At 37.2% G+C, this 13,254-nt stretch carries 14 protein-coding genes; 3 read left to right on the forward strand and 11 right to left on the reverse strand.

Going from position 1 to position 13,254, the window contains the following annotated elements; translation table 11 throughout:
* The first annotated feature begins 49 nt into the window (after positions 1-49).
* Complete coding sequence (gene rpoC, locus Q1J40_RS04080; RefSeq protein ID WP_301098778.1) at positions 50-4,315, forward strand: DNA-directed RNA polymerase subunit beta'; 4,266 nt, start codon at positions 50-52, stop codon at positions 4,313-4,315.
* Between the two features lie 85 nt (positions 4,316-4,400).
* On the opposite strand, the gene tldD is transcribed toward rpoC, so the two are convergent.
* From tldD to Q1J40_RS04105, 5 genes are all read right to left on the reverse strand, one after another.
* On the reverse strand, positions 4,401-5,846 hold the full coding sequence (tldD, locus tag Q1J40_RS04085; RefSeq protein WP_301098779.1) for a metalloprotease TldD: 1,446 nt from the start codon (positions 5,844-5,846) through the stop codon (positions 4,401-4,403).
* A 117-nt stretch (positions 5,847-5,963) separates the two neighbouring features.
* On the reverse strand, positions 5,964-7,220 hold the full coding sequence (gene lysA / locus Q1J40_RS04090) for a diaminopimelate decarboxylase (protein ID WP_301098780.1): 1,257 nt from the start codon (positions 7,218-7,220) through the stop codon (positions 5,964-5,966).
* Between the two features lie 45 nt (positions 7,221-7,265).
* On the reverse strand, positions 7,266-7,382 hold the full coding sequence (lptM, locus tag Q1J40_RS04095; protein ID WP_301098781.1) for an LPS translocon maturation chaperone LptM: 117 nt from the start codon (positions 7,380-7,382) through the stop codon (positions 7,266-7,268).
* 97 nt (positions 7,383-7,479) lie between these two features.
* Entirely contained in the window at positions 7,480-7,662 is a 183-nt protein-coding gene (locus Q1J40_RS04100; RefSeq protein ID WP_301098782.1) for an anti-sigma factor family protein, read from the reverse strand.
* A complete protein-coding gene (locus tag Q1J40_RS04105; RefSeq protein ID WP_301098783.1) occupies positions 7,662-8,246 on the reverse strand; it encodes a sigma-70 family RNA polymerase sigma factor in 585 nt (194 codons plus the stop codon). The genes Q1J40_RS04100 and Q1J40_RS04105 overlap by 1 nt, the downstream gene beginning before the upstream one ends.
* A gap of 93 nt (positions 8,247-8,339) precedes the next feature.
* On the opposite strand from Q1J40_RS04105, the gene msrP reads away from it, so the two are divergent.
* Together msrP and msrQ are read left to right on the forward strand one after the other, a co-directional pair.
* Positions 8,340-9,293, forward strand: coding sequence for a protein-methionine-sulfoxide reductase catalytic subunit MsrP (msrP, locus tag Q1J40_RS04110; protein ID WP_301098784.1), 954 nt, complete (start codon positions 8,340-8,342; stop codon positions 9,291-9,293).
* Positions 9,293-9,889, forward strand: coding sequence for a protein-methionine-sulfoxide reductase heme-binding subunit MsrQ (gene msrQ / locus Q1J40_RS04115; RefSeq protein WP_301098785.1), 597 nt, complete (start codon positions 9,293-9,295; stop codon positions 9,887-9,889). Before msrP ends, msrQ begins: the two co-directional genes overlap by 1 nt.
* A gap of 69 nt (positions 9,890-9,958) precedes the next feature.
* Here the strand turns inward: msrQ and rplS are convergent, their stop codons facing one another.
* The 6 genes from rplS to rplQ all read right to left on the reverse strand — a co-directional run bounded on the left by rplS (position 9,959) and on the right by rplQ (position 13,235).
* Entirely contained in the window at positions 9,959-10,309 is a 351-nt protein-coding gene (rplS, locus tag Q1J40_RS04120) for a 50S ribosomal protein L19 (RefSeq protein WP_301098786.1), read from the reverse strand.
* Between the two features lie 12 nt (positions 10,310-10,321).
* The gene (trmD, locus tag Q1J40_RS04125; protein WP_301098787.1) at positions 10,322-11,089 is read right to left on the reverse strand and encodes a tRNA (guanosine(37)-N1)-methyltransferase TrmD; all 768 of its coding nucleotides are present in this window, start codon (positions 11,087-11,089) and stop codon (positions 10,322-10,324) included.
* A gap of 50 nt (positions 11,090-11,139) precedes the next feature.
* Complete coding sequence (rimM, locus tag Q1J40_RS04130) at positions 11,140-11,664, reverse strand: ribosome maturation factor RimM (protein ID WP_301098788.1); 525 nt, start codon at positions 11,662-11,664, stop codon at positions 11,140-11,142.
* A gap of 27 nt (positions 11,665-11,691) precedes the next feature.
* On the reverse strand, positions 11,692-11,940 hold the full coding sequence (gene rpsP / locus Q1J40_RS04135; protein ID WP_301098789.1) for a 30S ribosomal protein S16: 249 nt from the start codon (positions 11,938-11,940) through the stop codon (positions 11,692-11,694).
* Positions 11,941-12,110: 170 nt separating this feature from the next.
* Positions 12,111-12,695, reverse strand: a complete 585-nt coding sequence (locus tag Q1J40_RS04140; RefSeq protein WP_301098790.1) for an FMN-dependent NADH-azoreductase — start codon at positions 12,693-12,695, stop codon at positions 12,111-12,113.
* Positions 12,696-12,851: 156 nt separating this feature from the next.
* Positions 12,852-13,235, reverse strand: coding sequence for a 50S ribosomal protein L17 (rplQ, locus tag Q1J40_RS04145; RefSeq protein WP_301098791.1), 384 nt, complete (start codon positions 13,233-13,235; stop codon positions 12,852-12,854).
* Positions 13,236-13,254 lie beyond the last annotated feature (19 nt).

Here is a 13,254-nt window from a genome sequence, read left to right on the forward strand (position 1 = left end):
TAGAGCCACAAGGCTTTAAGCAAACTTTAACCTCACTAGGGGCAAAAAAGTGAAAGACTTAGTTAAGTTTTTAAAAGCACAATCAAAATCAAATGACGATTTCGATGTAATTAAGATTGGTTTAGCATCGCCAGATAAGATCCGTTCGTGGTCTTTCGGTGAAGTGAAAAAACCAGAAACAATCAACTACCGTACATTCAAACCAGAACGTGATGGTCTTTTCTGTGCCAGAATCTTTGGACCAGTAAAAGATTACGAATGTCTTTGCGGTAAATATAAACGCTTAAAACACCGTGGTGTTATTTGTGAAAAATGTGGTGTTGAAGTTACACAAACTAAAGTACGTCGTGAACGTATGGGACACATTGAATTAGCTTGTCCAGTGGCACACATTTGGTTCTTAAAATCATTACCATCTCGTATCGGTTTGATTTTAGATATGCCATTACGTGATATTGAACGTGTACTTTATTTCGAATCTTATGTTGTTATCGAACCAGGTATGACTGATCTTGAGAAAAATCAGTTATTAACCGAAGAACAATTTATGGAAGCGGAAGAGCGTTGGGGCGATGAATTTGAAGCAAAAATGGGTGCAGAAGCAATCCAAGTATTGCTCAAAGAATTAGATTTAGATCACCAATGTGAAATGTTACGTGAAGAATTACAAACAACAAATTCTGAAACTAAACGTAAAAAAATCACAAAACGCTTAAAATTACTTGAAGCATTTATGCAATCTGGTAACAAACCAGAATGGATGATCTTAACTGTATTACCAGTACTTCCACCAGATCTTCGTCCATTAGTACCACTCGATGGTGGACGTTTTGCGACTTCAGATCTAAATGATTTATACCGTCGTGTAATCAACCGTAATAACCGTTTAAAACGTTTATTAGACTTAATTGCACCAGATATTATCGTACGTAACGAAAAACGTATGTTACAAGAATCTGTGGATGCATTATTAGATAATGGTCGTCGTGGTCGTGCAATTACAGGTTCAAACAAACGTCCATTAAAATCTTTGGCAGATATGATCAAAGGTAAACAAGGTCGTTTCCGTCAAAACTTATTAGGTAAACGTGTTGACTATTCAGGTCGTTCTGTAATCACAGTAGGTCCATACTTACGTCTACACCAATGTGGTTTACCGAAAAAAATGGCATTGGAATTATTCCGTCCATTTATTTATTCAAAATTAGAAAACCGTGGCATTGCATCAACAATCAAAGCTGCGAAGAAAATGGTTGAGCGTGAAGATCCAATCGTATGGGATATTCTTGCTGAAGTTATTCGTGAACACCCGATTCTTCTTAACCGTGCACCAACACTTCACCGTTTGGGTATCCAAGCGTTTGAACCATTGTTGATTGAAGGTAAAGCGATCCAGTTACACCCTCTTGTTTGTGCGGCATTTAACGCGGACTTCGATGGTGACCAAATGGCGGTTCACGTTCCATTAACTCTTGAAGCTCAGTTAGAAGCTCGTGCGTTGATGATGTCAACCAATAACGTACTTTCACCAGCAAACGGTGATCCAATTATCGTTCCATCACAAGACGTTGTTTTAGGCTTGTACTATATGACACGTGAAAAAGTGAATGCGAAAGGTGAAGGAATGTATTTCTTAGACCCACGTGAAGCTGAAAAAGCTTATCGTACTGGCCAAGCAGAATTACACGCTCGTGTTAAAGTGCGTATTACTGAATACACTAAAGATGAAAATGGTGAATTTATTGCATCAACACATTTAGTTGATACGACAGTAGGTCGTGCAATTTTATGGATGATCGCACCTAAAGGCATGCCATTTAAATTGTTCAACCAAACGTTAGGTAAAAAAGCAATTTCAAAATTAATCAATGAAAGCTACCGTCGTTTAGGTTTGAAAGAATCAGTTATGTTTGCTGACCAAATTATGTATACCGGTTTTGCATACGCAGCACGTTCAGGTTCTTCTGTTGGTATTGATGATATGGTTATTCCAGATCAAAAATACAGTATCATTTCAGCAGCAGAAGCTGAAGTAGCAGAAATCCAAGAGCAATTTAACTCAGGCCTTGTAACTGCGGGTGAGCGTTATAATAAAGTGATCGATATTTGGGCTGCGGCGAATGAGCGTGTTGCTAAAGCGATGATGGAAAACCTTTCACAAGAAGAAGTAATCAACCGTGAAGGTAACCCAGAAAAACAAGCATCATTCAACAGTATCTTTATGATGGCAGACTCTGGAGCGCGTGGTTCTGCAGCACAGATTCGTCAGTTAGCAGGTATGCGTGGATTGATGGCACGTCCAGATGGCTCAATCATCGAAACACCAATTACTGCGAACTTCCGTGAAGGTCTAAACGTTCTTCAGTACTTTATTTCAACCCACGGTGCACGTAAAGGTTTGGCAGATACAGCGTTAAAAACAGCGAACTCAGGTTACTTAACTCGTCGTTTAGTTGATGTGGCACAAGACTTAGTTATCGTTGAAGATGACTGTGGTACACATGAAGGTATCGTAATGACAGCCCTTATTGAAGGTGGGGATGTTAAAGAAGCATTACGTGATCGTGTGTTAGGTCGTGTGGTGGCAGAAGATGTGTTAAAACCAGGCACAGAAGAAGTCTTAATTCCACGTAACACACTGATTGATGAAAAATGGTGTGACATCATTGATGCAGAATCAGTTGACCAAATCAAAGTTCGTTCAGTTGTAACTTGTAACACAGACTTTGGTGTGTGTGCGAAATGTTACGGACGTGACCTTGCTCGTGGACACTTAATCAACCAAGGTGAAGCAGTTGGGGTTATCGCAGCACAATCTATCGGGGAACCAGGTACACAGTTAACCATGCGTACGTTCCATATCGGTGGTGCGGCATCTGCGGCAGCCAAAGAATCAAGCGTACAAGTTAAAAATACGGGTACATTAAAACTTGCTAATGCGAAATCAGTTACCAATAAAGACGGTAAGATCGTATTAACTTCACGTAATACTGAATTAACTATCATTGATGCATTCGGTCGTACCAAAGAAAACTATAAAGTACCTTACGGTGCGGTATTATCGAAAGGCGACGGCGAAGAAGTGACTGCTGGTGAAGTGGTAGCTAACTGGGATCCGCATACAATGCCTATCGTTTCTGAAGTGAGTGGTTTCATTCAATTCAGTGATGTTGTTGATGGTTTAACTGTAACTCGTCAAACTGATGATCTTACTGGTTTATCATCAATCGTAGTACAAGATGTCGGTGAACGTTCAACAGCAGGTAAAGATTTACGTCCAGCATTAAAATTAGTGGATGAAAAAGGTAATGACATTTTAATCAATGACACACCAGTACAATACTTCCTACCAGGTAAAGCAATCGTAACATTAAGCGATGGTGCAGAAATCGGTATTGGGGAAGCATTAGCACGTATTCCACAAGAATCAACAGCAACTAAAGATATTACCGGGGGTCTTCCTCGTGTTGCTGACTTATTTGAAGCTCGTAAACCGAAAGAGCCAGCAATTCTTGCAGAAATTTCAGGTATCGTTTCATTTGGTAAAGAAACCAAAGGAAAACGTCGCTTGTTAATTACTCCAGAAGGAGGTGAAGCATACGAAGAAATGATTCCAAAATGGCGTCAACTCAATGTATTTGAAGGCGAAAAGGTTCAACGTGGTGATATTATTTCAGATGGTGCAGAAACACCTCATGATATCTTACGTTTACGTGGCGTACACGCAGTAACAGATTACATCGTTAATGAAGTACAAGAAGTTTACCGCTTACAAGGGGTAAAAATTAACGATAAACATATCGAAGTTATCGTACGTCAAATGTTACGTAAAGCGATCATTACTCAAGCTTACGATTCTGAATTCTTAGAAGGTGAACAAGTTGAAGTGGCTCGCGTGAAGATTGTGAACCGCCAACGTGAAGCTGAAGGTAAACCGTTAGTTGAATTTGAACGTGAATTGCTCGGTATCACTAAAGCATCACTTGCAACAGAATCATTTATTTCTGCAGCATCGTTCCAAGAAACAACTCGCGTATTAACCGAAGCTGCGGTAGCAGGTAAACGTGATGAGTTACGTGGATTGAAAGAAAATGTAATCGTAGGTCGTTTAATCCCTGCGGGTACAGGTTTTGCTTACCATCAAAATCGTAACAAGAAACGTGTGGCTCCTGAAGTAGTTGAAGCACCAGTAGATCCAGTATCTGCATTTGCAACTGCTGAAGAAATCGAAGCGGAAACACAAAATCTTGTTGCTGATGAAGCAACTCAAAGCTTAGCTGCATTATTAAATGCCGGCTTAGATGCTGATGAGTAATGAATAATTTCTGATATAGAAATTAGATGATAAAAATGGGGCTTATGCCCCATTTTTTATTTATAGGCTGTAATAAATTAAAAAACTACCCTCTTCCACCCACGGTAATTTTATCAAGTTTTACTGTAGGTTGTCCTACTCCAACTGGTACACTTTGTCCTTCTTTTCCACAAGTTCCAATACCGAGATCAAGTTCCATTTTTTTACCAACCATAGAGACTTGTTGCATTGCTTCAATACCACTACCGATTAATGTTGCACCTGTTACTGGCTTGGTTATTTTGCCTTTTTCAATCAAATAGGCTTCTGCTGTTGAGAAAACGAATTTACCAGAAGTAATATCAACTTGTCCTCCACTAAAATGTGGTGCATATAAGCCAAAATCTACTGACTCAATCATTGCCTCAAATTCATCATTACCTTCTTGTAAGTAAGTATTTGTCATTCTTGGCATTGGTAAGTGCGCATAAGATTCTCGACGTCCATTCCCTGTTGGAGCAACCCCCATTAAACGTGCATTGAGCTTGTCTTGCATATAGCCTTTCAAAATACCATTTTCAATTAAGGTATTTTTTTGAGAAGCCACACCTTCATCGTCCACAGTAATAGAACCACGTAAATTAGCTAAAGTGCCATCATCAACAATAGTACAAAGTGGAGAAGTGACTTGTTGCCCAATTTTACCTGTAAACAGTGAAGATTCTTTACGATTGAAATCACCCTCTAAACCGTGACCAACGGCTTCGTGCAGTAAAATTCCTGGCCATCCTGCACCAAGCACAATCGGCATTGTGCCTGCAGGCGCAGCCACTGCTCCTAAATTAACAAGGGCTTGGCGTACGGCTTCTTTTGCTAAATGTATTGCTCGACTATCGCCTGAGATGTGAGGTGCTAAAAACCAATCTAAACCAAATCGACCACCCGCTCCCGCACTACCACGTTCACGTTTTCCATCTTTTTCTACTAATACAGAAATAGATAAACGAACTAACGGGCGAATATCCGCCGCTAAAGTACCATCGGTCGCACTCACTAAAATTTCTTCGTAGATTGCTGATAAATTAGCATTAACTTGAATCACTCGTGGATCTTCCGCTCTCGCCACTTTATCGACCAAATGAAGTAACTCAACTTTTTGTTCACGGCTTAAAGTATCTAGTGGATTAACTGATGCATAACGTTGAATTGCTTTCGTTTCGACAAAAGGATGAATAGCTAATTTACCAGAATCTTGGGTAATACTACGGGCTGCTATTGCACATTGCTCCAGTTGAGCAAGTGAAATCTGATCCGCATAAGCAAAACCTGTCTTTTCGCCTGAAACTGCACGAACACCCACTCCACGATCGATATAAAATCCACCTTCTTTGATAATGCTATCTTCTAACGACCAACTTTCATCTTGGCTGAATTGAAAATAAAGATCAGCATAATCAATATTACGCATTGAAAAATGATCAAGAGTATTGGATAAATCCGATAATTGTAATCCACTTGGTAAAAGTAAACTACTTGAAACTTTATTTAACATATTGATTCTCTTAAAAATAAAACTGCTCAAAAGAGCAGTTACAAGCGGTAAGATGACTCTCTTTTTTTGCAAAAAATTAGGATAAACTCACCGCTTACGATATAAATATAATTTTGATTACGATTTGGGTAATAGTCGTTCTAATCGCCATAAATCAGAAAAATCAGCACGTACTTTAATTAAATGTACTTGGTTTCCATCCACTAAAATTTCCACTGCTTGTGGGCGAGAATTATAGGTGGAGGACATTGTCGACCCATAAGCACCCGCAGAACGTACTGCGATTAAATCGCCTTGGGCAATAGCTAATTGGCGTTGCTTACCTAAAAAATCAGAGGTTTCGCAAATAGGGCCAACTACATCATAGATATTTTCTTCCCTTACAAGCGCTCGGTTTACTTCGATAATTTGCATATAAGCTTCGTATAAAGCAGGACGAATCATATCGTTCATCCCTGTATCGACTATGGCAAAATTACGATCTTCATTTTGTTTTAAGTATTCAACTTTAGTGACCAAAATGCCAGCATTAGCGGTAATGGCTCGACCTGGTTCTAAAATAATTTCGAGTTGTGGATAATCCTTAAATTTATTTAGTAATGCTGAAACATACTCGCTTGGATGAGGTGGTTGCTCTGTATGATAAGGCACACCTAATCCGCCACCTAAATCTAGGTGATGCAAAGTAATTCCATCTTGTTGCAGCTGCTCCATTAAGACTAATAGGCGATCTGTCGCATCCAAAAATGGTTGTAATTCGGTTAGCTGAGAACCTATGTGGCAATCCATTCCAACAATTTGAATGTGTGGTAACAGTTTTGCAAGCTGATAAACTTCTCTCGCTTGATTCACACTAATTCCGAATTTATTTTCTTTTAATCCCGTTGAGATATAAGGGTGAGTTTTAGCATCTACATCAGGGTTCACTCGCAATGAAATCGGGGCAGTTTTGCCAAGTTTTTCTGCAACTTGATTAATCTGTTCTAATTCAGGAATTGATTCCACATTAAAGCAACGAATGCCCACCTCTAAAGCCCGTTCAATTTCTGTATAAGATTTTGCAACACCAGAAAATACGATTTTACTTGGTTGGCCACCTGCTACTAACACTCGCTCAAGTTCGCCTTGTGAAACAATATCAAAGCCAGAACCTAATTGAGCCATTAGATTTAAAATAGCGATATTCGAATTCGATTTGACCGCAAAGCAAATTAAATGAGGATGATCTCCAAAAGCCTTATCAAAGGCATGCCAATGACGTTCTAATGTTGCTTTAGAATAGATATAAGCAGGGGTTCCAAATTCAGATACGATATCCTCTACAGGCACACCCTCGACTAATAATTGCTGATTTGTATAATTAAAATAATCCATAATTAATCCGAGAGAAAATGCAAAAGATTAAAAAAATCTAACCGCTTATTGCGATTCATTTTGAGTTTCTGATGGTTGTTCTGGGAAATAAAGCGGACCTTTTACACCACAAGCAGTGAGCATAAAACTAGTTAAAATAGCCACTAAGAAAAATTTTTTCATATTATCTCCAGTTTACTTTTTTAGTGATTGTACAGAAGAAGATTAGAGTGAGCAAAAGAAAAGTTATATAAAAGCATACTAGATAGAATGAGAATTCTTATTCATCTTCTTTTTGTTTAAATTGTTGCATCAAATAACGAATCTGAGCATTATTTTTCTTGAATGATCGGCAATAAGGGCAAAATAAAGTATGAATAGTGATTGCATATCGCTGTCTCAATACCAATTTTTGTTCATTACTTAATGAAACTAATTGAGTAATTTCTTTACATTTTTTCATTATTTTCCCTCAAACCAATTTTTTGATAAGCACGATTGTAATTGTAATCTTGCTCGATAAAGAATTACATGTAGATTAGATGTAGAAATGTCACATTCTTGACAAATTTCTTTACTATCCATCTCTAAGTATTCTCTCATCATAAAAATTCGTCCTTGATGAGTCGGTAATACCATTAGACAAGTTTCAAACACAGTCCAAAATTGTTTTTTATAGACACTACTTTGAATATTTTTCCATTCGTTTGGTTCATGATAACTTAGATTCCAATGATCTTTTTCATCAAAAAAAGCATTTGTATCATCATCTTGATCTATATCTGATACGGTTATTGTACGACTTTTATAACGGATCAAATCAATAATTTTATTTTTCAAAATAGTAAAAATCCATGTCTTAAACGCTGCACCTCCTTTAAAACTATTGATATTTTTATAAGCACTTAAAAATGCCTCTTGTACAACATCTTCAGCAAGATCAACATCTTTAAGTTGTAAAATAGCAAACTTAAGCATTTGGCTTCGAATATCTTCCAATTTTTCTGCCGAAATATTACTCAAACTATTTGTGTTTTCTGTTTGCATATATAACTTGTCTTTTTTTAAAAAAAATCTGTAAGATTTTTTATATTTGGCCGTCTAATGTAATGATAATACCCTAAAAAAAGGATAAGAACGATGAGAAAATTAACTGAAAATGATGTAACACCTGAAAATATTTTTTACCAAAGACGTAAAATTATTACAGCTCTAGGATTAGGTGCCGTATCGCTTGCTTTCCCCAAAACAACCTTTGCCACAGAAGAAAAAGTATTAGCAAATCTTAATTTTAAAAAAGATAAATCAAGTGATCTTATCCTAACTCCAGAAAATAAAGTTACTGGCTATAATAATTTCTATGAATTTGGGGTAGAAAAAGGATCGCCTGCACAATACGCAAAAGATTTTAAGGTCGATCCTTGGCAATTAGAAATAGGAGGAGAAGTTGAAAATCCATTTACTTTAGATTATGACCAACTTTTTACCCAATTCCCCCTTGAAGAAAGAATATATCGTTTCCGTTGTGTTGAAGCTTGGGCGATGGTTATTCCATGGATTGGTTTCGAACTCAATAAATTAATCGCTAAAGCAAAGCCTACTAGCCGTGCAAAATATGTGGTATTTCATACCTTACACGATCCGGAACAAATGCCGGGACAGAAAAATCATTTCTTTGGTGGAGGAATTGAATACCCTTACGTTGAAGGGCTTACTATCGCAGAGGCAATGAATCCATTAACGCTTATGTCCGTAGGGCTTTATGGTAAAGCATTACCGCCACAAAATGGCGCCCCAATTCGACTTGTTGTACCGTGGAAATATGGATTTAAAAGTATTAAATCTATTGTAAAAATTACTTTATCAGAAACTCGACCTCGTACTACTTGGGAAAAACTCGCTCCTCAAGAATATGGTTTTTATGCCAATGTGAATCCTAATGTCGATCATCCTCGTTGGTCACAAGCATCAGAACGAGTTATTGGTGCAGGTGGATTATTAAGTGTAAAACGTCAGCCGACTTTAATGTTTAATGGCTATGAACAAGAAGTTGCTCACCTTTATAAAGATTTAGATTTGAAGGTAAATTATTAATGCTGACGAAACTAAGAATATTCATCCATTTGGGTTGTATATTGCCTTTAATATGGCTCATTAGCGTATTATGGATAGGAGATGAAACTACCTTTGGCGCAGATCCCATAAAAGAAATAGAACATTTTTTAGGTTATACCGCCATTATTATTTTTTGTATTATGTTCCTCTTGGGGATCATACTACAAATTCTTAAAAAGAATCAGTATCAAATTTTACGAAGACCTTTAGGTCTATGGGCTTTTGCTTGGGCAGTATTGCATGTCGCCAGTTATTTATTTTTAGAACTAGGATTGGATATATCACTATTTTTTAGTGAAGTAATTAGTCGTCCTTATTTAATATTGGGTACAATCGCGTTTGCTATTCTATTTATTATGTCAGTAACTTCTTTACCTTATATTAAAAAATTACTAGCTCAATATTGGTTTAAAGTTCATCAACTTGCATATATAGCTATTGGTGCTGCAGGTATTCATTACTATTTATCTGTTAAGGGAGTAACTTTAGCCCCAATCTTAATTGGTATAACAATTGCATTTATTGTTTTATGGAAATATTTTGGTAATAAAATAATTTACTATAATAAAAAATAATTATTTTTAGCTATAAATTAAGAAAGGCTTGGAAAATTCCAAGCCTTTAACATATTACCTAAATGCAAATTAATTGCCGAGACGCTCTTTAATACGTGCAGATTTACCTGAACGCTCACGTAAGTAGTAAAGTTTAGCTTTACGTACCGCACCTTTACGTTTAACAGCAATACTGTCAATAACAGGTGAGTGAGTTTGGAATACACGCTCAACGCCTACGCCGTTTGAAACTTTACGTAAGGTAAATGCTGAGTGCAAGCCACGGTTACGAATTGCAATAACCACGCCTTCGAACGCTTGCAAACGTCTTTTACTACCTTCTACTACCCATACCTTAACTTCTAATGTGTCACCTGGACGGAAACTTGGTATGTTCTGTTTTAACTGTTCTTGTTCAAGTTGTTTGATGATATTACTCATTTTAAAAACCTTCTATATCCTAGAATTAACTGATTTGTGTCGTTTTTTAACTTTTTCTAACAACACCCGTTGTTCGTCAGTCAGAGCTAGGCTATCCAATAGCTCAGGGCGTCTTAACCATGTTCTCTCAAGCGATTGTTCTAATCGCCATTGACGAATATTCTCATGATGTCCAGACATCAGTACCGATGGTACAGGTATTCCATCTAACACTTCTGGGCGAGTATAGTGAGGACAATCTAATAACCCTTCCGCAAAAGAATCCTCTAATGCAGAAGCTTGCTTACCTAATACTCCAGGAATAAATCTTGCAACTGCATCAATTAATGTCATTGCAGGCAATTCCCCACCCGTTAAAACATAATCCCCAATTGACCACTCCTCATCAACTTCAGATTGAATTAATCTTTCATCAATGCCTTCGTAACGTCCACATACCAAAATCAGTTTCTGATTTGTAGCAAGTTCTTGTACGCCACCTTGATCCAATTTACGACCTTGTGGAGAAAGATAAATAACCTTTGCTTCCACACCATCTTCTTTACAAGCGGTCAGTTTAGCTTCATGAATTGCATCACGAAGAGGCTGAACCATCATTAACATGCCTGGGCCACCACCATAAGGGCGATCATCAACTGTCTTATGCTTATCATGAGTGAAATCTCTTGGATTCCAACATGACACTTGTAATAGATTATGCTTTACTGCTCTACCTGTAACCCCGAATTCGGTAATTGCTTTAAACATCTCGGGGAAGAGTGAAATGATACCAATCCACATACTCTATTTTCTCTGAAATGCTACATCTAAAGCTAACCGCATACCTGAGGTTAGAAACCAGCGTCCCAATCCACTTCAATAATTTTAGTGGTGAGATCTACTCTTTTAACTACTTGTTCGTATAAGAACGGAATTAATCGTTCCTGTTTACCAAAAGCATCTTTACTACTTGCTTGCACAACCAATACATCATTTGATCCTGTTTCCATCAATTCAGTTACTTTTCCCATATTATAGCCATCTAAAGTAACTACTTCGCACCCAATTAAATCGTGCCAATAATAATCACCTTCTTCTAGCTCAGGAAAACAGCTTAAATCAACGCCAATTTCCATATTGGTTAATAGCTGAGCTGACTCACGGTCATCCGTTCCTACTAACTTAACAATCAAATCATTATTGTGATAACGCCAAGTTTCTAGTTTAATTTCTCGCCATTGCCCTTTTACATTCAAAAACCATGGCTGATAATCAAAAATACTTTCAGAATATTCTGTTGATGAATAAAGACGCAACCAGCCTCGGATTCCATAGGTCGATCCTAATTTTCCAACGACTTCAAATTGCTTACTCATAATTATTCACCCACAATAAAATAAAGATTAAGCTGCTTGACGCGCTTCTTTAACTAAGGTAGCAACACGTACTGAAAGTGAAGCACCTTTAGCAACCCACTCATCAACTTTAGAAACATCTAAACGTAAACGTTCTGCTTTACCTGTTGCAATTGGGTTGAAAAAACCGATACGCTCAATGAAGCGACCATCACGTGGTGAACGACTATCTGCTACCACGATTTGATAAAATGGGCGTTTTTTAGCTCCGCCACGAGTTAAACGAATGGTTACCATAACCTTCCTCTAATTTTGATAGTAAAAATAAAACTCTCGTTCGAGGTGAGAGTACGAAACTTGAACTCATAAAAAATAGAGAACAAGCGGTCGGATTATACTTATTTTAAATAAAAAAACAAGGAACATAAGTTCCTTGTCAATATATAAAAACTATTTTCTAACAAAAATTATAAAGCTGCTACAATACTATCTAATTCTTGTTTTGCTGCTTCAATTGATTTTGGAGCTTGATCTGCCATAGCTAAACCTGGAGCGTAAACAAATTGAACATCAGTGATACCAATAAAGCCTAAGAAAGTTTGTACAAATGGTTTAACTAAATCTGTTGGACCATCTTTATGCATACCACCACTTGTTAAAATAACAACTGCTTTTTTGCCTTTTACCAACCCTTCTGGGCCTTCAGCTGTATATTGGAACGTAACACCAGCACGAGCAATAAAATCAAAATAGCTCTTTAATTGTGCAGGAACATTGAAGTTATACATAGGAGCATTGATAACTACAACATCAGTGCCTTTTAATTCAGCAACTAAACTATCTGATAATGCTAATAATGATTTTTGTTCTTCTGATTGTGCTTCACCACGAGTTGCAGCAGCTGCATCACCAGTAAAATATGGTAATGGTTGAGCAACTAGATCACGAGTTGTCACATCGCCATTTAATTTAGATACAAAATAATCACTTAATTGATTAGATTGTGAATAACCTGCAAGGATGCTTGATTTTAATACTAATACTTTTTTCATACGAAACCTCTTATTAATTAACAATAAATTACAATTGCAGTGTATTATTTATCAAAAAAGAAATAAATAGAAATATTGTAAAAATAGTTTTTACTATTAATAAATAATAAAGCCCGAAATTATTTCCGGGCTTTATTACTTATTTACACTACACTATTACTCTTTAGTTGCTTCAGCATCTGCTGAGCGCTCAACTAGCTCAATATAAGCCATTGGAGCATTATCTCCTGAACGGAAACCACATTTCAAAATACGGGTATATCCCCCAGTACGTTGAGAAAAACGTGGGCCTAATTCATTAAATAATTTAGCAACTGTATCTACGTTGCGTGTACGAGCAAAAGCTAAACGACGATTAGCTACGCTATCAACTTTTGCTAAAGTAATTAACGGCTCAACTACACGACGTAACTCTTTCGCTTTAGGCAAAGTCGTTTTGATAATCTCATGATTAACCAAAGAACTTGCCATATTACGAAACATCGCTTGGCGATGACTACTGTTACGGTTTAATTGACGTCCACTCTTACGATGGCGCATAACCTTATTCCTTCTTAGA

It is taken from the genome of Otariodibacter sp., from assembly GCF_029256985.1.
GTDB lineage: Bacteria > Pseudomonadota > Gammaproteobacteria > Enterobacterales > Pasteurellaceae > Otariodibacter.